A 25,316-nucleotide genomic window follows, 5' to 3' on the forward strand; every position below is an offset into this window, starting at 1 on the left:
GAACACACCATGCCCTTCCCGCGTCTTCGTCAGACTCTGCTGGCTGCCGCCTTGCTAGGTATCAGCGGGGTTGCATCCGCCGCACAGGCCAGCGGCAATGCGATCTGCTACAACTGTCCCCCGGAGTGGGCCGACTGGGGTTCCCAACTGCGCCTGATCCAACAGGAAACCGGCATCAACGTGCCGCAGGACAACAAGAACTCCGGCCAGTCACTGGCTCAACTCGTCGCCGAGCGCAGCAATCCCGTGGCGGATGTCGTTTACTACGGTGTCAGCTTTGGCATCCAGGCTGCGTATGAGAACGTCATCGAGCCCTACCAACCTGCGCACTGGGACGAGATCCCCGATGGGCTGAAGGATCCCGAAGGCCATTGGTTCACCATCCACTCCGGCACCATGGGGCTGATGGTCAACGTCGACGCCCTGGATGGCGCACCAGTTCCTACCTCCTGGTCCGACCTGCTCAAGCCAGAGTATCGCGGCATGGTCGGCTACCTCGATCCTGCCAGTGCCTTCGTTGGCTATGTCGGCGCAGTGGCAATCAACCTGGCCTTGGGCGGCGACATGGATGACTTCTCTCCGGCCATCGACTATTTCAACGAACTCGCTGCCAACCAGCCCATCGTGCCGCAGCAGACCAGTTACGCACGAGTGCTTTCCGGTGAGATTCCCATTCTGCTCGACTACGATTTCAACGCCTACCGAGCACGCCACAGCGACGGCGCGAACGTGGAGTTCGTGATTCCCGAGGAAGGCAGCGTGGTAGTGCCCTACGTGATGAGCCTGGTGAAGAACGGCCCCAACCCCGACAACGGCCGTGCGGTGCTGGACTTCGTGCTGTCCGATCAGGGGCAGGCAGTATGGGCGAATGCCTATCTACGCCCGGTGCGCGAAAGCGCCATCTCCGAAGAGGCTCGCGAAGTCTTCCTTCCCGACAGCGACTATGCCCGCGCCAAGACCGTGGATTACGATGCAATGGCCGCGGCGCAGCGAAGCTTCTCCGAGCGTTATCAGGCCGAGGTGCGCTGATGCTCCAGCAGGTAAACCGGCGCCAGCGAAAGCTGGCGCTTCTCACCCTGGCCCCGGCAATGGCAGTGTTCGGCGCCTTCTGGCTATTGCCCTTCACTCGCTTGGTGGCAATGGGCACGGAACTTGACCGGGCCAGCGGCATGAGCGCTTACTTCGCCATCCTCACCCAGCGCCAGTACCTCATCAGCCTAGGTACCACTCTAGGCATCTCGCTGACCGTTTCGGCCCTGGCAGTACTGATTGCGGGTGTGGCGGGTTTCTTCCTTGCCCGCCACCACTTTCCCGGCAAGGCGGTATTAGTCGCTATTCTCACCTTCCCGTTGGCCTTTCCCGGTGTGGTGGTGGGCTTTCTCGTCATCATGCTGGGTGGTCGTCAGGGCGCCTTGGCGCAATTCAGCATGTGGCTGTTCGACGAGCGATGGATGTTCGCCTACTCCCTCACAGGGTTATTCGTCGGCTATCTCTACTTCTCCATCCCTCGCGTCATCACGACCGTCATAGCCGCCTGTGAAACTCTGGACCGTAGCTTGGAGGAGGCCGCACGCTCACTGGGCGCCAGCCCTTGGCGGGTCACGCGCGACGTGATAGTGCCCGGCATCGCTCCGGCCCTGCTCTCCACTGCGGCGATCTGCTTCGCCACCAGCATGGGGGCCTTTGGCACTGCTTTCACCCTGGGCACACGCATGAGCATCATGCCGCTGACCATCTACGGCGAGTTTACCAACTACGCCAACTTCGCCATGGCCGCGGCACTCGCGGTGGTGCTCGGCGTGATCACCTGGCTGGCACTGAGCCTTGCCCGCAAGCTGGCCGGCGCCAGCCTGGGAGCACCGGCATGAAGCGCATGCGTTTCTACTTGCAGTTGAGCTTCACCCTGGTGGTGTGCCTGTTCATGATCGTACCGGTCATCATGTCAGTCATGGCCGGTCTCACCACCAATTACTTCGTCGGCCTGGAGAGCGGCCTGACGCTACGCTGGGTAAAAGAGGTGTGGGCACTTTACGCAGATACCATATGGCTCTCCATTCGGCTCGCCCTGACCTGCCTGTTCCTTACCGTGCTGCTCGGCGTGCCTGCCGCCTACGGCCTGCTGCGCAGCAAGCGCCGCTGGGCAAACGCCATCGAAGAGGCACTACTACTGCCAGTGGCAATACCCGGACTGGCTACAGCGCTGGCCCTGCTGCTGGCCTACGGCCACATGCGCGGGTTCCGGGAGAGCTGGCTGTTCATCCTCATTGGCCATGTTCTCTTCACCCTGCCATTCATGATCCGCCCAGTACTGGCGGTAATGCGTGGCGCGCGGCTGGCCGAGCTGGAGGAGGCCGCCGCCAGTCTCGGTGCCGGCTTCAGGCAGCGCTTCCTTGGCGTAGTGGTACCTAACTGCGTAGGTGGCATACTCGCCGGCGCGCTGATGGTGGTAACTCTCTCCATCGGCGAATTCAACATCACCTGGATGCTGCACACTCCGCTCAACAAGACCCTGCCGGTAGGCCTGGCCGACAGCTACGCCTCGATGCGGCTGGAAATCGGCTCTGCCTACACGCTGATCTTTCTCGCCATGACCCTGCCTCTACTCGTCGTGATCCAATGGGCAGGGCGTTTCGCCAATCGTTCGAGAACGCCATGACTTCCACCTCCATTACTCTTGAAGGGTGCGGACGCACCTTTCCCGGCGGCCAGGTTGCGCTGCACCCGCTGGATCTCACCGTTGCCGCCGGAGAAACCCTGGTCCTGCTCGGCCCATCCGGCTGTGGCAAGACCACCACCCTGCGCATCATCAGCGGCCTGGAGAGTCCGGACGCCGGCGGTCGTGTTCGCTTCGGCGAGCGTGATGTCACTGCTCTGCCCATCGAGCAGCGTGACGTGGGAATGGTGTTTCAAAATTATGCGCTCTTTCCCAACATGAGCGTTGCCGACAACATTGCCTACGGCCTGCGGATCAAAGGCTTGCCTCGAGAAGCGATCCGCCGGCGACTGGAAGAAGTGATGGCCATGGTCGATCTCCAGGGCTTCGACACACGGCGCATTCACGAACTCTCCGGCGGCCAGAAGCAGCGTGTGGCGCTGGCCCGAGCCATCGCCGTGCGGCCAAAGGTCTTGCTGTTCGACGAACCGTTGTCAGCACTGGACGCGAAGCTACGCGACCGGTTGCGCCTGGAAATCGGCCAACTGCTACGCGAGCTTGATATCACGGCCGTTTACGTTACCCACGATCAGGCCGAGGCCATGGCGCTAGGCGACCGTATCGCCGTGATGCAGGCGGGGCGCATCGCCCAACTCGCAACACCGAGGGAAATCTATCACCGCCCTACCAGCACCTTCGTGGCCGACTTTATCGGCGCCGTCAACCGCCTTGAGGTTCACGCCACATTGGCTGACCGCCGCTTGCGCGTGAGTGGTGGCGAACTGCACGCACCGCACCTCGCCGGAGTTGCAGCGGTCTATTGCCGGCCGGAAGACGTTCAGATAGTGACGGCTGACAGCGCAGACTTACGCGGAAAAGTGCGTCAGAGCATCTTTCTTGGTCAGAGCCAGCGTCTGTTGATAGACCTTGGCGACAGCACATGCCTACAGGTCGAGACCGCTTCGCGCCGCCAGTGGCGTGCGGAAGAACCCATCGGTCTCCGGCTACCGCCAGAAGCTCTGTTTCACCCAGAGTGTCATGCGTATCCAGCCAAGGACCTGGAGACAAACCATGCATGACCCAAGCTCAAGCGAACCTTTTCTGATTGCCCAGATCAGCGACCCACACATCAAGACCGATGGGCGCCTCTCTTACCGCCAGGTGGATACGGCTGGGGCATTGCATCGGGCCATCGAGGCCCTCAACTCACTGACTCCCGCACCGAAGCTAGTACTGATCAGCGGCGACCTGACCGACTTCGGCCGCCCCGAGGAGTACGCCACCTGCAAGGCATTACTGGAGAAGCTTCGCTTGCCCTACTACCTGGTGCCCGGTAACCACGACGATCGCACCGCCATGCGCGACGCCTTCGCCGGGCACGCATACCTTTTTCAGCACCCTCGTTTCCTGCAATGGGTCGTGGAGGATCACCCGGTGCGGCTGATCGGTCTGGACTCCAGCGTACCCGGGCAGTCCCATGGCGAACTCTGCGCCGAACGCCTACGCTGGCTCGACGAGACCTTGAAGCAGCGGCCCGACCGCCCCACCCTCGTGATGCTGCATCACCACCCTTTTGCCAGCGGTATCGCCCATATGGACCGTCAGCCCCTGCGCGAGCCGGCGGCTCTGGCCGAGATCATTGCGTCTCACCCTCAGGTGGAGCGGGTACTCTGCGGCCACCTGCATCGCGCGGTCCAGACACGCTTCGCCGGCACCCTGGCAATGAGCTGTCCCGGTGTATCGCATCAGGTCAGCCTGGATCTCGATCCGCACGGCCCCTCGGGCTTCCACCTCGAGCCACCGGGCTATTTGTTGCATCAATGGAGCCTTACCCACGGCTTGGTGACTCACCAAGCCGTCATTGGCGATTATCCCGGGCCCTTCCCTTTCTATGACGAACACGGTCTGATCGACTGATCGGCAGGAGACGGGGGCATGCTATTATCTTGCCCTCGTCTTCACGAGGAGCCCTGCCGAATGCCCACGCTCTGGGTCGATGCCGATGCCTGCCCCAAGGTCGCCCGCGAGATCATCGTTCGCGCCGCCGAGCGCACCACCACGCCCACCTGGTTCGTGGCCAACCATTCGATCCCGCTGCCGCCCTCGAAGTGGGTCAAGTCGCTGTCGGTAAGCCATGGTTTCGACGCCGCCGATAACGAGATCGTCGCGCGCCTGGCGCCGGGAGACCTGCTGATCAGCTCCGACCTGCCGCTGGCCATGGAGGCCATCGACAAGGGCGCCGCGGTGATGACCACCCGCGGCGAGATGCTCGACAGGAACAACATTCGCGCCAAGGTACAGCTGCGCGATTTCATGGAGACGATGCGCTCCAGCGGCGAACACACCGGCGGACCGAAAGGCTATTCGGACACCGACCGACGCGAGTTCGCCAATGCCCTGGACCGCTGGCTGGCCAAGAACCGTTAACCCTTCTCGCGAATGCCCTGCCCCGCCAAGCGCTCCCGGTCGTGCGGCCGCTCGAAGTCGAGCAGCGGCCCCTTGGGCACGATGCGGGTCGGGTTGATGGTATCGTGGCTGTAATAGTAGTGGCGCTTGATATGGTCGATGCTGACCGTCTCAGCTACCCCCGGCCACTGGTAGAGTTCGCGCAGGTAGTTCGAGAGATTGGGATAGTCCTCGATACGGCGGAAATTGCACTTGAAGTGCCCGTGGTAGACGGCGTCGAAGCGCACCAGGGTGGTAAACAGCCGCACGTCGGCCTCGGTGAGCCACTCACCCGCCAGGTAACGGTTGGCATCCAGGCGCGCCTCGATGCGATCGAGGGCCTCGAACAGCGCGCTGACGTGCTTCTCGTAGACCTGCTGCTCGGTGGCAAAGCCCGACTTGTAGACACCGTTGTTGATGTGTTCGTAGACATCCTCGTTGACCGCATCGATGGTCTCGCGCAGATCCTCGGGATAGAAGTCGAGCCGATTGCCGGCGAGATCGTCGAAGGCCGCGTTGAGGATACGCACCAGCTCGGCGGACTCGTTGTTGACGATACGCCCTGCCTGCCTGTCCCACAGCACCGGCACCGTGACCCGCCCCGTGTAGTGCGGATCGGTCAAGGTATAGAGTTCGCGGTGATATTCGACGCCGTTGACCGGATCGCCGCTGGCCCCTTCACTCTCATGATAGGTCCAGCCCTGATCGAGCATCAGCGGGCTGACCCAGGAGACACCGATGAGATCCTCGAGTCCCTTGAGCTTGCGCATGATCAGGGTGCGATGGGCCCAGGGACAGGCCAGCGAGACATACAGATGAAAGCGCCCCGCCTCGGCCGGCACCGCGCGCTGCCCTGCGGGGCCGGCCGAACCGTCCGCCGTGACCCAGTCGCGCAGCTTGGCGGATTCACGCACGAACTCGCCGCCATGCTTGCTGGTGTCGTACCACTGGTCGTGCCACTTTCCTTCGATCAACAGGCCCATCTCATCCTCCGGGATCTCATCATGTTGCCAGCCAGAGTAAACCGACCTGCCCTAGGCTCAAGCGCAGTTTTTGCGCCCTTTGCTTCGAAATAACTGAACGATCACTCCTGCCCCGTACAGGTCATGGCCACTCCCCCTTGCAACGCACTCGCCATGGCGTGGGTCGCAGGGCCGGCCCGGTCACGGTCACGGAAGATCATCTGCATGGGCACCTTGCGGATACCGCCAGCCGCCAGCGGCAACGGGCGCAGCTGGCCGCTCTCCAGCTCATCCTGGATGCGCGTCTCGGGCAGCCAGGCAAAGCCCAGGCCGCGCTTGACCATGTCGATGGAGGTCTCGAGGTGGCTTACCGTCCAGCGCTGCTCCGCCTTGAGCCAGCCGGCATCCATCGACTGGCGCAGCGCCGAGTCGCGCACCACGAGTTGGCGATGACGCTGCAGGTCGCGCAAGTCGAGGGTGCGCTCCAGGCGATGCAGTTCGTGGTCGCGATGCGCCACGGCGATGAAATGGATGGTGACCAGCGGCTCGCCGAGAAAGCCCTGGGCGGCCAAGCCCGAGATGGCGATGTCGGCTCGGCCATCGTGGAGCATCTCGATACCGCCGTTGAGCACCGTCTCGTGGAGCTGCACCCGAACGTAGGGGTACTGGGTGGAAAAGCGACTCAGCGCCACCGCCAGGGCATCAGCCGGAAATATCTGATCGACCGACAGCACCACTTCGGCCTCGAGCCCTTCGGACAGCCGCCCGGCGACATCCTCCAGCGCCTCGGCGCTCTCGATCAGTTGACGAGCCCGGCGCAGCAGCATCTCTCCCGCATCGGTCAGGCGCACCTGACGTCCCACCGGCTCCAGCACCTTGACGCCGAGCTGCTGCTCGAGCTTGTGCACCGCATGATTGAGGGTGGAGGGGCTCTTGTGGACCGCTTCGGCGGCACGGGCGAAGCCGCCGTGATCGACGACAGCGGCCAACATCTGCCACTGGGCCAGGGTAACGCGAGACATATTCGACTTCCTCGAATGAAAAGTGCGAAACATTGCGCTTAATTTTCGAAAAAACCGGCCTAGAATGCCAGTAATATTCACTCGGAGGCCGTATACCATGGTCACTCGCACTCGCCACATCGAACGCCTGATCCATAGCCACCCCAGCCAGGATGGCGCTGGTGTCAATATCAAGCGCATCCACCGCTTCGATGGCGAACTGGACCCTTTCCTGATGCTCGACGAGCTCGGCTCCGACCGCCCGGACGACTATATCGGCGGCTTCCCGCCTCACCCGCACCGGGGCATCCAGACCCTCACCTACATCGTCCATGGCGGTATCACGCATGAGGACCACCTGGGCCACAGCAGCACGATCCAGGCCGGCGGCGCCCAGTGGATGCACACCGGGCGCGGCATCGTGCATTCCGAAATGCCGCTGACCGACAGCCAGGGCCTGCACGGCTTCCAGCTATGGCTCAATCTGCCGGCCAGCGAAAAGATGAGCGAACCGCGATATCGAGACGTACCCAGCGGCGAAATGCCGCGCCTGCCGGGAACGCAAGCGGAGCTGGTCGCGCTTGGCGGGCGCTGGTCCACGCTGGATGGCGACAGCGTCTCCGGCCCACTGGATGCGCTTGCCGGCGACGGGGCAGTAAGCCATGTCCGCCTCGAGGCCGGCGGCGAACTCACGCTGTCGGTGCAAAGCGAAATGTTGGCCGTTCACGTATTCGAAGGCGAACTGCAAATTGCCGGAGAGAACGTCGCGGCCGGCCAACTGGCCAGACTGGGTGCGGGCGATACGCTGGAGCTCTCCAGCCGCGGCGGCGCCCAGTGCCTGTTGCTCTCGGGTACACCTCACCGTGAGCCGATCGCCCACTACGGTCCCTTTGTCATGAATCACATGCACGAGATCGACCAGGCGCTACAGGACTATCGCAGCGGCAACTTCACCGAGTGAGTCTGGTTGACCCCCTTCTTTTTCCGCGGAGGGGGTTGTCTTGTTGCTTTTCTTCACGTTGAATATCAATTGTTGAACACTGTTCGACAACAGCCGTGACGACCCGGAGCCCTACAAGAGAGCGCCGGGACGCACGCTGCTGTATGCACATACAGTCTAGGCAGGCCATATATCATGGGTTAAGGTTCCCATGCCTTTTTATATTCTTGTCATCTTTTTTTATGGCCTATACACATGTTGCGGATCCTTCATTCGCTGCCTCGCACGCATAAGTTGCTGCTGCTACCCGTCGCCACCATGGTGACCGTGCTAGGCGCACAAAAGATCGTCACCGTCGTAGAGAATTCCCAGCGTCAGGGCCAGACGCCCGACACCGTCCTCTTTCCCTTGTCACCCGAGACCCAGCCCGGCCTCCCCGCTCTCAACAGCGAGCGCTACTCCGTCGCCGATGCCATCGAGATCGCCACCCAGGCCATCGACGCCACCCGTGACTACATTCCGCTCTCCCAGCTCAAGCCGACCGAAATCATCGACCTTTCCGGCGTTTCACTGGCTCACGCGGAGCGAGCGGCGCCCCCCGCCCCGGCATCCCACGCTGACGAGTTCAATGTCGCTGCCCTGCATGATGACAGCGATATCGGACTGACAACGGAGCTGGATGCTGGCGCCCTGCACATGGCCACGGTGATCGGCACTCTGGCCAGCGGCATGCTCGATCAGATCCATACCGACGACGAAGCCCTGGCTGCCGATGCCACCTCCTACGAAGACTATCCTGACGAAGAGCTGGCGCTGTTCGACGATGGGCCGATCCTCTTCGATCATGAAATCGCCGCCACCGAGCCCTTCGTCCCCGAGTGGCGCACCTATACCGTCCAGCGCGGTGACACCTTTGCCGTCCTGGCCCAGAACGAACTCGGCCTGGGCTACAGCGAGGCCATGCGCCTGCTGGACAGCTTGCCCGACAAGCGCCTGCTGACCCACTGGAGAGTCGGCAATACCTTCGAGTACAAGCTCGATGAGCAGGACCGACTGCAAGCCATGCGCGTGATGCGCAATGCTCGCACTGGCTTCCTGCTGGAGCGCGATGACGACGGCTTCGACGTGGCCACCATCGAGCGTGCCGGCGAAGCCACCCAGCGGCTCTTCGCCGGCACCGTGAGCGGCAGCTTTGCGCGCTCTGCCCAGGCCACCGGCCTCTCGAGCACCGAAGTGGCACAGGTCACCCGGCTGCTGGAGAAAAAGCTCGACTTCCGCCGCGATACCCGTCGTGGTGACGAGTTCCAGGTGCTGGTCGAGTCGGACATCATCGATGGCAGCAGCTTCGACTCCCGCGTACTGGCGGTCCAGTACCAGGGCTCGCGCATGGACCTCACCGTGGTGCGCAACAGCGACGACAACAACTTCTACACGCCCGACGGCCAGAGTCTCGACCCCGCCTTCGCCCGCTACCCCTTCGAGGGCAGCTACCGCATGAGCTCGGGGTTCAATCCGCGCCGTACTCATCCGGTCACCGGGCGGGTCAGCCCGCACCGCGGCACCGACTGGGCCATGCCCATCGGCACGCCGATCATCGCACCGGCGGATGGCCGCGTCGAGAAGGTGGGCAACCATCCCGTGGCGGGTCGCTACCTGGTGATTCGTCACGACAATGGTTACCGCACGCGCTACCTGCACCTCTCTCGTGCGGTGGTCAACCGCGGCGACCGCGTCACCATGGGAGAGCGCATCGCACTGTCGGGGAATACCGGCCGCAGCACTGGCCCGCACCTGCATTATGAGGTGCATGTCAACAACACGGCTGTCGATGCCATGAAGGTGGACCTGCCCGAGAGCAAGAGCCTGGAAGGCGAACGGCTGATGGCCTTCCAGCGTGAAGCGGAGCCTTTGCTGGCCGTGCTGCGCTCTGGCGAAACCGGCCCGGTGGTGGCCCAGGCCTCGTCCGACGCCGAAAGTGACGACGACTGACCAGGCACTGGCCGATCGATAGCACGAGACGCGACGCCCTGCTCTTGAGCAGGGCGTCGTCACTTCAACGGAGCCCTGCCTCACCCGACCATGCGCCGTAGCCCTCCCGATTCAGCGCCTCCTAGCGGCAATCGCCTGGCCGCTTTCTTCGGCGTATTCCGCTACAGCCGCCGCGCCCTGTCCCTGGTGTGGCAGACTTCCCGCACCCTCACCCTGGGGCTGGCGGTGTGCACCCTGGTCGCCGGCGTGCTGCCGGCAGTGGCGGCCTGGATCGGGCAACTGATCGTCGATGCCGTGGTCGAGGCCATGGCCTATCACCGCGAGACCGGCGCCCCCCTGACCTTCGACAGCGCCTGGCCGGTACTGCAATACGTACTGGCGGAGGCCGGGGTGATCGCCGCCATCGCCCTGGCCCAGCGCGGCCTTGCTGCCCAGCAGTCGCTGCTGCGGGCCCTGCTCGGCCAGAAGGTCAATGTGATGATCCTGGAAAAGGCCGGCACTCTCTCGCTGGCCCAGTTCGAGGACTCCGAATTCTACGACAAGCTCACCCGGGCACGACGCGAAGCCTCGATTCGTCCGCTGGGGCTGGTCAACAAGACCTTCTCGCTGCTGCAGAACGCCATCTCGCTGGTCAGCTTCGGCGTGCTGCTGGTGCAATTCTCACCCTGGGCCATCCTGATTCTGGTGATCGGCGCCCTGCCGGTCTTCGTCTCCGAGGCGAAGTTCTCCGGCGATGCTTTCCGGCTGTTCCGCTGGCGCTCACCTCAAACCCGCATGCAGATGTACCTCGAAACCGTGCTGGCCCGCGAGGACAGCATCAAGGAGGTCAAGCTGTTCGGGCTGGAGCCGCTGCTGCTCGAGCGCTACCGCAGAATCTTCGAGACGCTCTACGGCGAGGACCGCCGCCTGACGATTCGCCGCGAGACCTGGGGATTCCTGCTCGGGCTGCTGGGCACGTTGGCATTCTATGGCGCCTACGCCTGGGTGGTGGTGGAAACGATCTCGGGCGCACTGACCCTGGGCGAGATGACCATGTACCTGATGGTGTTCAAACAGGGCCAGGCGGCGCTGTCGGCCAGCCTCACCTCGATCAGCGGCATGTACGAGGACAACCTCTACCTGTCGAATCTCTACGAGTATCTGGAGCAGCCGGTGATCCCGGAGGCCGGCAGTCTCACCCAAGGCGCACGGCCGGGCGACGGTATTCGCTTCGAGGAAGTCGGCTTCACCTACCCCGGTGCCGAAGCGCCTGCACTGCGCGATATCTCGCTGCATGTGGCTCCCGGGCAGAGCCTGGCGCTGGTGGGGGCCAACGGTTCGGGCAAGACCACCCTGATCAAGTTGCTGACTCGCCTATACGAACCCAGCAGCGGACGCATCCTGCTCGACGGCAGCGACCTGCGCGAGTGGGACGTGGCCACCCTGCGCCGGCGCATCGGCGTGATCTTCCAGGACTTCGTGCGCTATCAGCTCAAGGTGGGCGAAAACCTCGGTGCTGGCGACGTCGCGGCCTTCGCCGACGAGGCGCGCTGGCAGGAGGCCGCCGAGCGCAGCCTGGCCGACGAGTTCATCCGCAACATGCCCGGCGGCTATCACACCCAGCTCGGCCGCTGGTTCAAGGGGGGCCAGGAGCTCTCCGGAGGCCAGTGGCAGAAGATCGCCCTGGCCCGGGCCTACATGCGCGAGAGCGCCGACATCCTGGTGCTCGACGAGCCCACCGCGGCCATGGACGCCGCGGCCGAAGCCGCAGTCTATGCCGACTTCCGTGAACACCGCCGCGACAAGATGACCATCCTCATCTCGCACCGCTTCTCCACCGTGCGTGCCGCCGATCAGATTCTGGTTATCGATGGCGGTGAAGTCATCGAGCGCGGCGATCACGCCAGCCTGATGGCGCAAAACGGCCGCTATGCCAGGCTGTTTCGGCTACAAGCCGAGGGCTATCGCTAGCCTGCTTTCCATACCATTCGTTGACGCTTGTTGAGCAATTGTCTATAAGAAAAGGGTCGCATTCGTCGATGCGGCACATTCCATCACGCATCAACCATCGAGAAGCGTTCCTCATGTACCGGCTATCCGCAGGCAACAAGGCAAATTGGCAACATCGCGTATTCCATAACGCGATGCGTACCCGTTTGCTGCTGCCGTGGGCCGATTGTCGACACGACGACACCTGAAGGACGCTGGCCGCGGCACTTGTCGCGGCCAAGCCTGGATAGCACTCTTCCCGTCTACCGCGCACAAGTTCCCGGCCTCCACCCAAGGAGACCGAGATCATGGCACTGCTTCGCACTACCCGTCGTCTGCTGCGCGCCGTGGGCGCCCACTATGCCAACCGCCGCCGCGATGCTTCGCTGCGTGACTGCGACCCCCGCATGCTCAAGGACATCGGCCTGCGCTGGGAGCGCGGCAAGCTGGTACCGCTCCACCCGGAGCGTATCGCCGCCGCCAAGAGTGAAGCCGCAGCGACTTCCGGCGCTACCTCCGCTGCCAGCGAAAGCCACCGCGAGGTCTGTCCCCGCTGCGGGGCACGCCTGGCTTAGCCATGCCCCGGCCACAGGACGTGGCCGGGGCATTATTCACTCCCGCTGGATCACAGGGCACGCCCGCTAGCTCACAGGGCCAGCGGGCGGTCCAAGGCACGCAGCAGCTCGTCGTCACGCTCGTAGATGTCGGGGCGGAACGAGAGCTCGCCATCCTCGCCGGGGTTCACCGTCCAGTAGTGAATGACCACCGGCATGCGCCGGGCCAGCGACACCTCTTGAGTCCTGCCGCTGGCGATGCGTGCCTCGATGTCATGGCCACTGTTGGTATCGTCGAACAGCAGCTGGGCCAGTTCGCGGATGTTCTCGACACGGATGCAGCCAGAGCTGAATGCCCGCTGTTCCCGCGCAAAGAGCCCTTGCGCCGGAGTGTCGTGGAGATACACCAGGTGATCGTTGGGAAAGCGGATCGCCAGCCGCCCCAGCGCATTCTGCGGCCCCGCCCCTTGGCGCAAGACCACGTTACCGGGATTGGACCAGTCTATCTCACGCGGATCGAGCCGCACGCCCGAGGGGCTGAGTACGCTGATGTTCTCCCGCTCCAGGTACCCGAGGTCGCGACGGATCTGCGGCAGCACATCGTTGCGCCGGATCGTCGGCGGAATCGTCCAGGTCGGGTTGACCGTCATATGGGTGATCTCCGAGCGCAGCGAAGGTGTCCGTCGATAGGGCAAGCCCACCACGACGCGGGAGCGCCACACCTCGCCGTCGGGCCGAAAGTAGCTGAGGCGATAGCCGGCAATGTCGACCAGCACGAACGCATCCGGTAAGCCATGCAGCAGCCAGCGGGCTCGCTCCATGTTGAGGCGAATCTGGTCGATGCGACGCTCTACCGGGACATTGAGCGCCGCCCGGGTCTGACGTCCGACGATCCCATCCGGCTCCAGCAGGTGTCGACGCTGGAAGCGCTTCACCGCCGCCTCGAGTCTGGAATCGAAGCGCCGCGGATCGGGTGCCTCCAGTTCGACACCGGGGAAAGCATCGGTGTCTGCCGCCATCACCTCAAGCTCACCTATCACGGCCAGGCGCTCTCGCAAAAGCACGACATCATCGCTGACGTCACCCAGGCGCAGCGAACGCTCACGCTCCGGCAGGCGCGGCCAGCCACCGAGTCGCTCGATATTGCGGTAGCGCGCCAGCCCCGAGCGCAGCCGCTCATAGGGCACGAAATCAGGCCGCACCTCGCTGAAGAGCGTTTCGAACCGTTGTCGGTCCACGGCAGAAGACACCGCAGCAAGGGAAAAGTCGGGGTCGGCCACCGGCACTTCCCATCCGGTATCGAGCGACTTGGGATCCACCTTGCCGCGCTGCAGGTGCGCCATCGCAGTTAGCAGCATGCGTGTCGCGAACAGATCATACTGCGCTTGCTCGGCGGGACTCCCTTGCTGCTCATTGACGGCTCGATGTCGAGCTCTCAGCTCGTCCGGGCGGTAGTCGGCAGGCCGGAGGCCATCGCTTTCCAGGGTATGTAGCGCCGAGGTAAGGGCAGCCACGGCGTCGACATCCTGCCATGCGGGGCGAAAGTCTCGCAGCGCATAGAACGCCTGGATTCGCTGCTCCTCGGAGCCAACCAAACGAGCCAGTTCGGCCGTAACGCCTGTCGCTTCGTCTGTCTCTACTGGCGACTCCTGTTCAGCCCAGGCCAATGAGACCAAGCCAAGCATCAGCAGCAGAGCTGCCATCCTCGCAATACACTGCATCATCGACTCCTAATCCGTTGACTGGCTGGTATGGCCTTCCTTGCCTCCCTCCTCATAATAGAGGCTGGCCACGGCTGCATGTCAGCCTAGGCCGTTCACCCTGTTCTCGATCATCCTCCGCGAGCGGCGCCTGCCGCATGCGGTGTTTACCTCATAGGCACGCCTGATGCGTTTTCTACCTTCCATGAGATTCCCACTCGCGACCCTGGCCGCCTCACTGCTGGCTACCCTGCCCACGGCACAGGCCGGAGAATTCCTGGCCCAAACCGGGCTTTCCCTCTCACCGCCGCTGGGCCAGACGCTGAGCCACCTGGCCCCCGACGCCGACCCGCATGTGCTCCAGCTCGCCGCCAACGCCCTGGCCTGCGCCGAGCCCGATGCCGAACGATTGGCCGTCATCGATTTCTCCCTGCCTTCCACCGAGCCCCGCCTGTGGGTCTTCGACCTGGCCGAAGAACGCCTGATGTTCGAGGAGTTGGTGTCCCATGGCCAAGGCACGGGCGATGCCATGGCCGAAACCTTCTCCAACGTGCAGGGAAGCCACCAGTCTAGCCTCGGCCTGTTCCGCACCATGAACAGCTACTACGGGCGCAACGGTTACTCGCTGCGCCTGGAAGGACTGGAAACGGGTGTCAACGACCTGGCCTACCAGCGAGCCATCGTCATCCATGGTGCCGACTATGTCAGCGAGGATTTCATTCGCCAGACCGGCCGCCTGGGACGCAGCCAAGGCTGCCCCGCCGTAAGCCGCGAGGTGACCTACCCCTTGATCGACAGTATCAAGGAAGATCATTACCTGTTCGCTTATTTCCCCGACCCGGACTGGCTCGAAACCTCCGCCTTCCTCAACTGCCATCGCACCGATAGGCAGCTCGCCTCGAACTGAACCTGTTCCTCTCGCACTCCCGGCCCTCCCCCCTGCGGCACTCCCAGGGGGCATTCTCGTTCGGCGTTGCACCATTCTGGCCGCACCTTCGCTAGTGAAGAACGATCCCCTAGAGCCCCACCCCGAACACAACCAAATGTTTTTCAATAACAAGCAGCGAATGTGGCAAACCATTTGCTTGATATTCACCAAATTGCCAGGTTGGCGTAGACCAGGCTTCCCGCCGAAGCACGAGTGCGTCAAACCAGACCTTCAACGGAGAAGGGCGAACGCTTGTATCGACAATCCGTACGAGGTCACAGCCCATGGAAATTCTCAACAAGGCGAATCGCATTCGCCTCTTGAGCCTGAGCACGCCGCAGATGCGTGCCTTCCACTTCTCCTGGTTCGCTTTTCACATCTGCTTCTTCGGCTGGTTCGGCATCGCGCCGCTGATGGCGGTGGTGCGTGAAGACCTGAACCTGACCCAGACCCAGATCGGCAACACCATCATCGCCTCGGTGCTGATCACCGTGATCGTGCGCCTGGCGATCGGCGTGCTCTGCGACAGGATCGGTCCACGCAAGACCTACACCGGTCTGCTGCTGCTGGGCTCGATCCCGGTGATGGGCATCGGTTTCGCCAACAGCTTCGAGACCTTCCTGCTGGCCCGCCTGGCCATCGGCGCCATCGGCGCCGCCTTCGTGATCACCCAGTACCACACCACCATGATGTTCGCCCCCAACGTGGTGGGTACCGCCAATGCCACCTCCGCCGGCTGGGGCAACCTCGGCGGCGGCACCACCCAGATCCTCATGCCGCTGATCTTCTCGGTCCTGCTGATGCTCGGCGTCAGCGAGACGCTGGGCTGGCGCCTGGCCATGGTGGTGCCGGGCGTGGTGATGTTCGTTACCGGTATCGGCTACTGGCTGTTCACCCAGGACGCCCCCAACGGCAACTTCGATGAGCTGCGCGAACGCGGCGAACTGCCCCCGGCCACCGGCGAGAACGGGGCCGGCAGCAGCTTCATGGCCGCGGCCAAGGACATTCGCGTGTGGGCGCTGTTCGTGGTCTACGCCATCTGCTTCGGCGTCGAGCTGACCATCAACAACATCGCCGCCATCTACTTCTTCGACCACTTCGACCTGACGCTGGCCACTGCCGGCATGATCGCCGGCCTGTTCGGCCTGATGAACGTCTTTGCCCGCACCATGGGCGGCATCTTCTCCGACCTGTTTGCCAAGAACGGCGGCCTGAAAGGGCGCGTGCGCTGGCTGTTCATTGCGCTGATCTGCGAAGGGCTCGCCTTGGTGGCCTTCTCACAGATGCACGTGCTGTCGTATGCCATCGGCATCATGCTGGTCTTCAGCCTGTTCGTGCAGATGGCCGAGGGCGCCACCTACGGCGTGGTGCCGTTCATCAACAAGAAAGCCCTGGGCGCGGTGGCCGGCATCGTGGGTGCCGGTGGCAACGTGGGCGCCGTGGCCGCCGCCTTCCTCTTCCGCAGCGAAGCCATCACCTATCAGCAGGGCTTGTTCTATCTCGGCCTGATCGTGCTGGTACTGGCCTCCTGCGCCCTGCTGGTGCGCTTCAGCGACGAAGTGGAAGCCGAGGAAGCCGAGGCCTATCGCCAGGCCGTGGGCGAGGAGACCGGCGCCGGCGCGCTGTCGCTGCGCTGACCGCAAGCGCGGCGGTGCTGGCTGCCGCGACGCTTGCCCAACCTGGCCGCCGCCCTCGTGGCGGCGGTCATCGTGTGAGCATGAGGTGAACCATGACCCCTGCCGAACGACTGCTGCTGGCAGCCAAGCGCTGCGAAATCGACGATCTCGAGCACCTTTCCGCCGCCTGCGACATCGTCGGCGACGTCAGTCGCTTCATCCATGCCCTGCAGAAGGAGCGTGGCGCCTCGAATGTCTACCTGGCCTCCGGCGGCCAGCGCTTCGCCGATCGTCGCCGGGAACGCATCAACGAATGCAAGGCCACCGAGCGCGCCTTGCATAGCCGCCTGGAGGCACTGGGCGAGACCGCAGGACGCCCCGCCACCACGGCCCGACTGCTCAAGCGGGTCGCCTTCGTCTGGCACGCCCTAGAAGGTCTGGACGCGCTGCGCCGCGACATCGCCGCACTCGGCACCGGTCCCGATGCGGCAACGCAGTCCTACAACCAGCTGATCAGTTCGCTGCTCTCGGTCGTATTCGAAGTGGCCGATACCGCCGACGACCCCGAGATCACGCTCGCCCTGGTGGCCATCTTTCACCTCATGCAAGGCAAGGAGCTGGCCGGCCAGGAGCGTGCCTGTGGCGCCGTCGGCTTCACCTCGGGCGAGTTCGACGATGTCCACCGCCAGCTGCTGCTGCACCTGATCGACGCCCAGCAACGCTGCTTCGACATCTTCCGCGAGTTCACCACCGAGCCGGGCCGGGAACAGTGGCAGCAGCAGATGCCGCCTCGCACCCTGGCGGGTATCCAGCAGCTGCGCGAAATGGCCTGCGGCGACAGCGAACTGCCGGAAGGCGCGACCACCCTGGGCGAAACCTGGTACGAGCTGACCACCCGACGCATCGATGCCATGCAGCAAGTGGAAGCCTACCTGATCGGTGAGCTGTCGAGCCTGTGCCTGGAAAAGACGCTCGACGCACGCCGCGGCCTGGCTGACCACGACGATCTCGCCAAGCAGCTCGACGAAGCTTCGCCGGGGGTCTGCCAGCAGCTGGTGGAGCTGTTCGAGGGCAGCGCCACTCAGGAACTGGGCGAGGTCACCGCCCGGGTGGTGGGCTCTTCGCTCAACCGCTCGCTGGTGGAACTGATGCGTGCCCAGGCCGGCCGCCTGGAAAGTCTGGGCGACGAGCTGGAAAACACACGCCGAGCCCTGCGCGAGCGCAAGCTGATCGAGCGCGCCAAGGGGCTGATCATGTCACATCAGAAGCTGAGCGAGGAGCAGGCCTACGCCTTCCTGCGCAAGATGGCCATGGACCAGAGCAAGGGCATGGCGGAAATCGCCCAGACCGTGCTGGGGCTGGCCGATATCCTCCAGCCAGCTGCGCTGAACGCGAATCCGGATGGGATCGACGGCAGCAAAGGCAGCAATGGTGCATCGCAAAACCGGAACGCACCTTCTCGGCGCCTCTGAGCCGAAGAAGGATATTGACTGGCATCATCCTGCCTCAGGCAAAGCATTGTCATAAAAGAAATTAACTGAATATCCAGGCACCATGGCACCCAAGCTGCAAAGCCTTACCGTCCGCTGAGTCAACGACGGTTCAGCGCTTCCATGCAGTACCAGGACCAGACAACGGCGTCTGCCCAGGTTCCCGTGACATCGTCATGCGAACCAGGGCAGGCGCCGTTTCTTCTTGGCCAGACACTTCCATTGGGAGCCATACCCATGAACAAGATCAACAAGGGCGGCCCGACACTCGACCGCCGCCGTTTTCTCCAGCAGACAGCCGGCGTCGTGGGCGGTACCGCCCTGCTCAGCAGCCTGCCGCTGAGCTGGGCCATGGCCAGCGGACGGCCGGAAACCACCTCGGCCAAGCTCGGCTTCATCGCCCTGACCGATGCCGCTCCGCTGTTCGTGGCGGTGGAGAAGGGCTTCTTCGCCGCCCACGGCATGACCGACGTGGAGGTGCTCAAGCAGTCCTCCTGGGGCACCACCCGCGACAACCTGGTGCTGGGCTCCCAGCGCAACGGCATCGACGGCGCCCACATCCTCACGCCGATGCCCTACCTGATGAGCGCCGGCGCCATCACCCCCAACAACCGGCCGGTGCCCATGACCGTCCTGGCGCGCCTCAACCTCAACGGCCAGTGCATCTCGGTCGGGCGCGACTATGCCGATCTCGAAGTGCAGCTCGACACAAGCGAATTCGGCCAGGCGCTCGCCGAAAAGCGCGCCGGTGGCGACGAAGCGAGTGCTGCCATGACCTTCCCCGGCGGCACACATGACATGTGGATTCGCTACTGGATGGCGGCCGGCGGCATCGATCCCAACCGCGATGTCTCGACGATTACCATTCCCCCCGCCCAGATGGTGGCCAACATGCGCGTCGGCAGCATGGACACCTTCTGCGTCTGCGAGCCGTGGAATCAGCAGTTGATCAACCAGGGCATCGGCTACACCGCCAACACCACCGGTGAGATCTGGAACGATCACCCCGAGAAAGCCTTCACCTTGAGAACCGACTATGTCGAGGCCAACCCCAACGCCGCCAAGGCGCTGCTGATGGCGGTCATGGAGGCGCAGATGTGGTGCGAGGACCCGGCCAACCACGATGAGATGGCCCAGATCTGCTCGCGCCGGCGCTGGATCCATGCACCCTACGCCGACCTCATCGACCGCATCCAGGGCAACTTCGACTACGGCACCGGTCGCGTGATCGAAGACCATCCGCAGATGATGCGCTACTGGAAAAACCAGGCCTCCTACCCCTTCAAGAGCCACGACCTGTGGTTCCTGACCGAGAACAAGCGCTGGGGCTATCTGCCCCAGGACTTCGACAGCCAGGCGCTGATCGAACAGGTCAACCGCGAGGACCTGTGGCGCGAGGCTGCCACCGCCCTCGGCGTCGACGCCGCCGACATTCCCGACTCCACCTCCCGCGGCGTGGAGACCTTCTTCGACGGCAAGACCTTCGACCCCGAAGATCCCCAGGCCTATCTCGACAGCCTCGAGATCAAGCGCCTCGCCTGACCTGGCACGAGAAGGAGATATCCTCATGAGTAGCGTGCAACACAGCAACACCCTGGCCAAGACGGCCACACTGCGCTGGGCTCCCGACCTCGCCGCCATTCAGCAAATGCTGATGCAGCGAGTCGTGCCCCCAGTGGTGATCATCGCCCTGCTCGGCGCCCTGTGGGAGCTGCTCTGCTCCTCCCCCGGCGCCGCGCTGCCGCCCCCCTCCCAAGTGCTGCGCGATACCTGGGAGCTGATCGTCAACCCGTTCTACGACTACGGCGGCAACGACGTGGGCATGGCCTGGCAGATTCTGGCCAGCCTCGAGCGAGTGGCCTACGGCTACTCCCTGGCCGTGGTCGCCGGCATCGCCCTTGGCGTGCTGGTGGGGCAGTCGACCTGGGCCATGCGCGGCCTCGACCCGGTGTTCCAGGTGCTGCGTACCGTACCGCCGCTGGCCTGGCTGCCGATCTCGCTGGCCGGCTTCCAGGACAGCACCCCCTCGGCGATCTTCGTGATCTTCATCACCGCCATCTGGCCGATCATCATCAACACCTCGGTGGGCATTCGTAACATTCCCGAAGACTACCGCAACGTGGCCCGGGTGCTACGCCTCAACGGCATGGAGTACTTCACCCGCATCATGCTGCCCGCCGCCGCGCCCTACATCTTCTCGGGGCTGCGCATCGGCGTCGGCCTGTCGTGGCTGGCCATCGTCGCCGCCGAGATGCTGATCGGCGGCGTGGGCATCGGCTTCTTCATCTGGGACGCCTGGAACGCCTCGATGATCAGCGACATCGTGCTGGCACTGGTCTACGTCGGCATCGTCGGCTTCATCCTCGACCGCATGGTGGCCTTCATCGGCAACCGAGTCACCCGCGGCACCGCCCAAGGCTGAGGAGCAAGAACATGAGCAATCGCTATCTGAGTATCGAAAACGTCGACATGACCTTTTATGCCAAGGGCATGGAGAGTCAGGTCCTCAAGGGCATCGATCTCGCCGTGGACCGCGGCGAGTACATCTCCATCATCGGGCACTCCGGCTGCGGCAAGTCGACCCTGCTCAACATCGTCGCCGGGCTCACCAAGTCCACTTCCGGTGCGGTGATCCTCGACGGCAAGGAGGTCAACTCACCGGGGCCCGATCGCAGCGTGGTGTTCCAGAACCACTCGCTGCTGCCCTGGCTCACCGTCTACGAGAACGTCGCCCTGGCGGTGAACAAGACCCAACGGGGCAAGAGCAAGGCCGAGCGCCACGAGTGGATCGTCAAGAACCTGGAGATGGTGGGCATGGGGCACGCGCTGGACAAGCGCCCGGCGGAGATCTCCGGCGGCATGAAGCAGCGGGTGGGCATCGCCCGGGCGCTGGCCATGGAGCCCAAGGTGCTGCTGCTCGACGAGCCCTTCGGCGCCCTCGACGCCCTGACCCGCGCCCACCTCCAGGAGGAGGTGATGCGCATCCAGGACGAGCTGGGCAACACCGTGATCATGATCACCCACGACGTCGACGAGGCGGTGCTGCTCTCGGATCGTATCGTGATGCTGACCAACGGCCCCTCGGCGCGCATCGGCGAGATTCTCGACATCGACCTGCCGCGGCCCCGCGACCGTATCGCCCTGGCCGACGACCCGCGCTACAACCACTACCGCCAGGAGGTGCTGCGCTTCCTCTACGAGAAGCAGCGCAAGGTGGAGAGCCTGGCCCAGCGGCGCGGCGCCGTCGGCGAGAAGGAGAAAGGCGAGAAGCAGAAAGACGAGAAGGAGAAAGCCAGAGCGTGACAGCCAGCTCCGCCATGCCAACGGGCCACCCTTCGGGTGGCCCGTTGGCGCGTTGAGCCGACCTTAAAGGGCGTCGTCCGCGAGCGTCACGCCCATGCCCAGCAGCAGGAAGGAAAGCGTCTTGCCGTGGCCATCCAGATTCAATGCACCGTTGACCCCGCCCTGCAGCACGTCGTCGATCACCAGGTTCATACCGGCAAGCCCCGGCATCAGGTAGCGGCGCACGCGGCTGGCACCACGATGGGCGAACAGCGCCAGCACCCGCTCCTCGGTGACCTGCTCCACCAAGGTGTCGTAGTGGTGCGGCTCATAGGCGAACAGCGCCAGGTTGAGGCGATCGCCCTTGTCGCCGGCGCGGGCATGGGCCAGGCGGTGCAGGGCTACCGCATGTCCCGCCCGGGGGCTCGCGGCCGGGTTCACGTCAGCGTGCGCCATGGGCGACCCTCCCCTCGTTGGCTGTGTTCGGCTCGAAAAGAGTGGTATCGAACCGGGTTGTATCGAACAGGGCGGCAAAGGCTTCCACGTCGCTGCGCCGCACCAGGTAGGAGGCGGTACATACGCGGCGCTGAAACTGACGACGCACCCCGCCGCCGCCAGCCGGACCGGCGCAGTAGAGCGCCAGCAGCTCCTGGGTGGCGCGCTCTACCCAGCGCCGCTCGACGTGCTCGGCAGCCAGGCGCAGACGATAGTCGCCGCTGGCGGCTACCGGCACGCTGCGCTGCAGGTCGCCGGCATCGCTGTCAAACACGCTGGCATGGCCGACGATATCCAGCCGCGAGCGCAGTTCCGGCGGCGCGCGAAAGGTCAGCCGCTCGCGCAGTACCTCGGCGGCCAGCTGCGCTCGGGCCAGCGCGTTGGGCCCGGCGTAGGAGATCTCCGCCTCGCCCTGCCAGCCGCCCTCGTAGCAGACGGTGGTCTTGAGCCGCTGCGGCGCCGGCTTGCCGCGAATGCCGCGCACCGCCACCCGGTCGGGGCCGATCTGCTCCACCTGCACGGCGGAAAGGTCCACCACCACGTCGGGGGTCAGGTAGTTGGCCGGGTCGTGCACCTCGTAGAGCAGCTGCTCCTTGACCGTGCGCACGGTGACCAGACCGCCGGTGCCGGCGGGCTTGGTCACCACCAAGCTGCCGTCTTCCTCCACCTCGATGATCGGATAGCCGACCCGGGCCAGGCCCGGCACCTCCTTGCAGCCCGGGTCGGCAAAATAACCCCCCGTGACCTGCGCGCCGCACTCGCCCAGATGACCGGCCATCATGCCGGCGGCCAAGCGGTCCCAGTCGTTCCAGGCCCAGCCGAAGTGGTGCACCAGCGGCGCCAAAAACAGCGCCGGATCGGCCACCCGGCCGCTGACCACCACCTCGGCGCCGAGCTCCAGCGCCTCGACCAGGGGTGCGGCGCCAAGATAGACGTTGGCCGAGATCAGCGCCTCCTCGCCGGGCAGCTCGCGGCTCTCCGCCTCCCAGCGCTCGAGGTCGACTTCGCCCAGCCGTGCACGGATGTCGTCGCCGTGCACCCGACCGATCCTCGCTCCACCTCGCTCGCTGCGGGCGGCCAGCTCGGCCACCACGCCACAGGCCCCATCCGGGTTGGCCGCACCGAAGTTGCCGAGAATGGCGATGCCGTGCTTGAGGCAGTCGTCGAGCACCGGGTCGAGCAGCTCCTCCAGCAATGGCTCGAAGCCCGCCGTGGGGTCGTCGCGCAAGGCGCGATGGGCGCCGGCGAGAGTACGCTCGCCCAGGGTCTCGAAGATCAGCGCGGCGGGCTGGCCACGGCGGATCAGCTCTTTCACCACGGGGATGGCGGCATCGGTACGGTCACCGGAGAAGCCGGCCCCGCTGCCCAACAGAAAGGTCATGAGTGGGTCTCCTTGGCCGTCATGCCATGTGCGCCCGGGGTCTTCGCCGCGGGCGGAGCCGATGCCAGGCGCTGGCGCCGCCGGGCATAGAGCGCCACCAGCAGCAGCAAGGCGCCGGCGGTGGTCATCCAGCCGGGAGTGAGCGCCAGGCCCACCACCAGCGCCAGGCCCACCACGTCGAGCAGCCGGTTGCCGGTGACGGCAACCCGCGACATCAGCGTGGCGAAGGCGAGCACGAATACCACGCCCTGGGAGCTGGCCAGCAGGATGTCGAAGGCGCTGCCGAAGCCGGCCAGGGCGGGATAGATCAACAGCAGGAAGGGGATCACGTAGATCGCCGCCGCCAGGCGCACCGCCTCACCCGCCGCCGGCAGCCAGTTGGTATTGGCGATCCCCGCGGCGACGAACACCGCCACGCACACCGGTGGCGTGATCACCGACAGGGTGGCGAAGTAGAATACGAACAGGTGGGCGATCAGCGGCTCGACGCCGATGGTGGTCAGCGCCGGCGCCAGCACCGAAGCCACCAGCACATAGGCCGCCGTGGTGGGGATGCCCATGCCCAGGATCAGGCACACGCCACCGACGATGAAGGCCACCAGGAACAGCGACTGGCCACCGACGTTGACGATCAGACTGGCCAGGGTCACGCCGATACCGGTCATGCCGATCATCGCCACCAGCATCTGCGCGCCGGCCAGCAGCACACCGATGATCACCATGCCCTTGCCGGCATCGATCAGCCCCGAGAGCAGCTTGCCGGCGATCTCGCTCAGCGGGGTGCGTGCCAGCAAGGCGAAGGGCACGAAGGTCAGTATCGTCATCAGGATGCCATAGAAGGCCGACATCTGGATCGAGCGCCCGGTAAACACGCCGTAGAAGAGCCCGCCCAGCGCCGCCAGGATCGGGATGATCCGCTCCGGACGCAGCACCTCCGGCCAGGTGGGCAGCTCGTCGTCGGGTACCACCTGCAGATTGCGGCGCTTGGCCACCAGATGAATGGTCAGGAACACGCCGAGATAGAACAGCGCCGCCGGCAGCAGCGCGGCCAGGGCGATGCGCAGGTAACTCTCGCCGAGGATCTCGGCCATGATGAAGGCCGCCGCGCCGAGGATCGGCGGGGCGATCTGGCCGCCGGTGGAGGCCACCGCCTCCACGCCAGAAGCGAAGGGCGCCGGATACCTGAGGCGCTTCATCATCGGGATGGTGAAGTTGCCGGTGGTGGCCACGTTGGCCACCGCGCTGCCGCTGACCATGCCGAACAGCCCCGAGGCCACGGTGGCCACCTTGGCCGCGCCGCCAGGCGAGCGGCCGCTGATGCGTAGTGCCAGGTCCATGAAGGTCTGGCCGCCGCCGGTGTGCAGCAGCAGGCAGCCAAACAGCACAAAGGCAGCGATGGTGGTGGCGGCCACCCCCACCAGCATGCCCCACACGCCGAGATCGCCGAGATAGAGCGTCTCGGTGATGTAGTAGAGATCGAAGCCGCGGTGGCCCAGCGGCCCGGGAATCGCCGCGCCGAGCCAGGCGTAGGCCAGCCCCGCCAGCACCAGCAGCGGGAAGATCACGCCGATGGCGCGCCGCGACAGCTCCAGCACCGCCACCACCAGCAAGGCGGTGAAGAGCATGTCACGCGGCGAGGCCCAGGGCAGCTCGACGAGGATGCGTTCATGGTTCATCGCCACGTAGCCGCAGGCCAGCACCACACCTACGGCCAGGCTCAGGTCGACGGCCAGCCCCAGTGGGCGCCAGCGCTTGCCGGCGCCCAGCGGGAAGAGCGTCAGCCCCAGCAGGATCACCAGCGCAAGAAAGATGCTCCGCTGAATCAGGCTCTCGAAGGGACCGGTGGCCGAGGTGTAGAGGATCAGCCCACCCAGCAAGAGGGCCAGCAGCTTGGTCAGGTTCTCGCGCATGG

General features: G+C 64.6%; 22 protein-coding genes. 16 read left to right on the forward strand and 6 right to left on the reverse strand.

Going from position 1 to position 25,316, the window contains the following annotated elements; genetic code table 11:
- Positions 1 to 9 precede the first annotated feature (9 nt).
- Genes H1D44_RS16315 through H1D44_RS16340 form a run of 6 tightly spaced genes read left to right on the forward strand, consistent with a single transcriptional unit; the run spans position 10 to position 5,080 of the window.
- The gene (locus tag H1D44_RS16315; protein WP_181515938.1) at positions 10 to 1,029 is read left to right on the forward strand and encodes an ABC transporter substrate-binding protein; all 1,020 of its coding nucleotides are present in this window, start codon (positions 10 to 12) and stop codon (positions 1,027 to 1,029) included.
- Positions 1,029 to 1,868: an ABC transporter permease gene (locus H1D44_RS16320; RefSeq protein WP_181515940.1), complete on the forward strand. Its 840-nt coding sequence runs from the start codon at positions 1,029 to 1,031 to the stop codon at positions 1,866 to 1,868. Before H1D44_RS16315 ends, H1D44_RS16320 begins: the two co-directional genes overlap by 1 nt.
- On the forward strand, positions 1,865 to 2,656 hold the full coding sequence (locus H1D44_RS16325) for an ABC transporter permease (protein ID WP_181515942.1): 792 nt from the start codon (positions 1,865 to 1,867) through the stop codon (positions 2,654 to 2,656). Before H1D44_RS16320 ends, H1D44_RS16325 begins: the two co-directional genes overlap by 4 nt.
- A complete protein-coding gene (locus H1D44_RS16330; RefSeq protein ID WP_181515943.1) occupies positions 2,653 to 3,732 on the forward strand; it encodes an ABC transporter ATP-binding protein in 1,080 nt (359 codons plus the stop codon). Before H1D44_RS16325 ends, H1D44_RS16330 begins: the two co-directional genes overlap by 4 nt.
- Positions 3,725 to 4,570 carry a phosphodiesterase gene (locus H1D44_RS16335; protein ID WP_181515945.1) on the forward strand — a complete coding sequence of 282 codons (846 nt, stop codon included), beginning with the start codon at positions 3,725 to 3,727 and terminating at the stop codon, positions 4,568 to 4,570. Before H1D44_RS16330 ends, H1D44_RS16335 begins: the two co-directional genes overlap by 8 nt.
- A 60-nt stretch (positions 4,571 to 4,630) precedes the next feature.
- Entirely contained in the window at positions 4,631 to 5,080 is a 450-nt protein-coding gene (locus H1D44_RS16340) for a YaiI/YqxD family protein (RefSeq protein ID WP_181515947.1), read from the forward strand.
- On the opposite strand, the gene H1D44_RS16345 is transcribed toward H1D44_RS16340, so the two are convergent.
- Both H1D44_RS16345 and H1D44_RS16350 read right to left on the reverse strand, forming a co-directional pair.
- A complete protein-coding gene (locus H1D44_RS16345; RefSeq protein WP_181515949.1) occupies positions 5,077 to 6,081 on the reverse strand; it encodes a glutathione S-transferase family protein in 1,005 nt (334 codons plus the stop codon). The two genes, H1D44_RS16340 and H1D44_RS16345, sit on opposite strands and share 4 nt — an antisense overlap.
- Positions 6,082 to 6,182: 101 nt before the next feature.
- Positions 6,183 to 7,082 (reverse strand): LysR family transcriptional regulator, encoded by a 900-nt coding sequence (locus H1D44_RS16350; protein ID WP_181515951.1) that lies wholly within the window; start codon positions 7,080 to 7,082, stop codon positions 6,183 to 6,185.
- A 97-nt stretch (positions 7,083 to 7,179) separates the two neighbouring features.
- Between H1D44_RS16350 and H1D44_RS16355 the strand changes: the two genes are divergently transcribed.
- From H1D44_RS16355 to H1D44_RS16370, 4 genes are all read left to right on the forward strand, one after another.
- Positions 7,180 to 8,022 carry a pirin family protein gene (locus H1D44_RS16355; RefSeq protein WP_181515954.1) on the forward strand — a complete coding sequence of 281 codons (843 nt, stop codon included), beginning with the start codon at positions 7,180 to 7,182 and terminating at the stop codon, positions 8,020 to 8,022.
- 234 nt (positions 8,023 to 8,256) lie between these two features.
- A complete protein-coding gene (locus tag H1D44_RS16360) occupies positions 8,257 to 9,990 on the forward strand; it encodes a peptidoglycan DD-metalloendopeptidase family protein (RefSeq protein WP_181515955.1) in 1,734 nt (577 codons plus the stop codon).
- 90 nt (positions 9,991 to 10,080) lie between these two features.
- Positions 10,081 to 11,940 carry an ABC transporter ATP-binding protein gene (locus H1D44_RS16365; protein WP_181515957.1) on the forward strand — a complete coding sequence of 620 codons (1,860 nt, stop codon included), beginning with the start codon at positions 10,081 to 10,083 and terminating at the stop codon, positions 11,938 to 11,940.
- Between the two features lie 326 nt (positions 11,941 to 12,266).
- Positions 12,267 to 12,533, forward strand: a complete 267-nt coding sequence (locus tag H1D44_RS16370; protein WP_181515959.1) for a YjiS-like domain-containing protein — start codon at positions 12,267 to 12,269, stop codon at positions 12,531 to 12,533.
- A gap of 71 nt (positions 12,534 to 12,604) precedes the next feature.
- Here H1D44_RS16370 and H1D44_RS16375 read toward each other — a convergent pair whose 3' ends face one another.
- Positions 12,605 to 14,236, reverse strand: coding sequence for a L,D-transpeptidase family protein (locus tag H1D44_RS16375; RefSeq protein ID WP_238984479.1), 1,632 nt, complete (start codon positions 14,234 to 14,236; stop codon positions 12,605 to 12,607).
- A gap of 181 nt (positions 14,237 to 14,417) precedes the next feature.
- Here H1D44_RS16375 and H1D44_RS16380 point away from each other — a divergent pair, with 181 nt between their 5' ends.
- The 6 genes from H1D44_RS16380 (at position 14,418) to H1D44_RS16400 (ending at position 21,549) form a co-directional block, all read left to right on the forward strand.
- Positions 14,418 to 15,119: a murein L,D-transpeptidase catalytic domain family protein gene (locus tag H1D44_RS16380; protein WP_238984480.1), complete on the forward strand. Its 702-nt coding sequence runs from the start codon at positions 14,418 to 14,420 to the stop codon at positions 15,117 to 15,119.
- A 305-nt stretch (positions 15,120 to 15,424) separates the two neighbouring features.
- Positions 15,425 to 16,777 (forward strand): MFS transporter, encoded by a 1,353-nt coding sequence (locus H1D44_RS16385; RefSeq protein WP_181515963.1) that lies wholly within the window; start codon positions 15,425 to 15,427, stop codon positions 16,775 to 16,777.
- A gap of 92 nt (positions 16,778 to 16,869) precedes the next feature.
- Positions 16,870 to 18,228 carry a nitrate regulatory protein gene (locus tag H1D44_RS16390; RefSeq protein ID WP_181515965.1) on the forward strand — a complete coding sequence of 453 codons (1,359 nt, stop codon included), beginning with the start codon at positions 16,870 to 16,872 and terminating at the stop codon, positions 18,226 to 18,228.
- 255 nt (positions 18,229 to 18,483) lie between these two features.
- A complete protein-coding gene (locus H1D44_RS20860) occupies positions 18,484 to 19,788 on the forward strand; it encodes a CmpA/NrtA family ABC transporter substrate-binding protein (RefSeq protein ID WP_220128145.1) in 1,305 nt (434 codons plus the stop codon).
- A gap of 25 nt (positions 19,789 to 19,813) precedes the next feature.
- Positions 19,814 to 20,668, forward strand: a complete 855-nt coding sequence (gene ntrB, locus H1D44_RS16395) for a nitrate ABC transporter permease (protein ID WP_220128146.1) — start codon at positions 19,814 to 19,816, stop codon at positions 20,666 to 20,668.
- A gap of 11 nt (positions 20,669 to 20,679) precedes the next feature.
- On the forward strand, positions 20,680 to 21,549 hold the full coding sequence (locus tag H1D44_RS16400; RefSeq protein ID WP_181515967.1) for an ABC transporter ATP-binding protein: 870 nt from the start codon (positions 20,680 to 20,682) through the stop codon (positions 21,547 to 21,549).
- Positions 21,550 to 21,612: 63 nt separating this feature from the next.
- Here H1D44_RS16400 and H1D44_RS16405 read toward each other — a convergent pair whose 3' ends face one another.
- The 3 genes from H1D44_RS16405 to H1D44_RS16415 are packed head-to-tail and all read right to left on the reverse strand — an operon-like array spanning position 21,613 to position 25,314.
- A complete protein-coding gene (locus tag H1D44_RS16405) occupies positions 21,613 to 21,984 on the reverse strand; it encodes an AtuA-related protein (protein ID WP_181515969.1) in 372 nt (123 codons plus the stop codon).
- Positions 21,971 to 23,404: an acyclic terpene utilization AtuA family protein gene (locus H1D44_RS16410; RefSeq protein WP_181515971.1), complete on the reverse strand. Its 1,434-nt coding sequence runs from the start codon at positions 23,402 to 23,404 to the stop codon at positions 21,971 to 21,973. Before H1D44_RS16410 ends, H1D44_RS16405 begins: the two co-directional genes overlap by 14 nt.
- Positions 23,401 to 25,314, reverse strand: coding sequence for a TRAP transporter permease (locus tag H1D44_RS16415; RefSeq protein WP_181515973.1), 1,914 nt, complete (start codon positions 25,312 to 25,314; stop codon positions 23,401 to 23,403). The genes H1D44_RS16410 and H1D44_RS16415 overlap by 4 nt, the downstream gene beginning before the upstream one ends.
- Between the last annotated feature and the right edge of the window lie 2 nt (positions 25,315 to 25,316).

The sequence above is a fragment of the Billgrantia kenyensis genome, assembly GCF_013697085.1.
GTDB classification, from domain to species: domain Bacteria; phylum Pseudomonadota; class Gammaproteobacteria; order Pseudomonadales; family Halomonadaceae; genus Halomonas; species Halomonas kenyensis.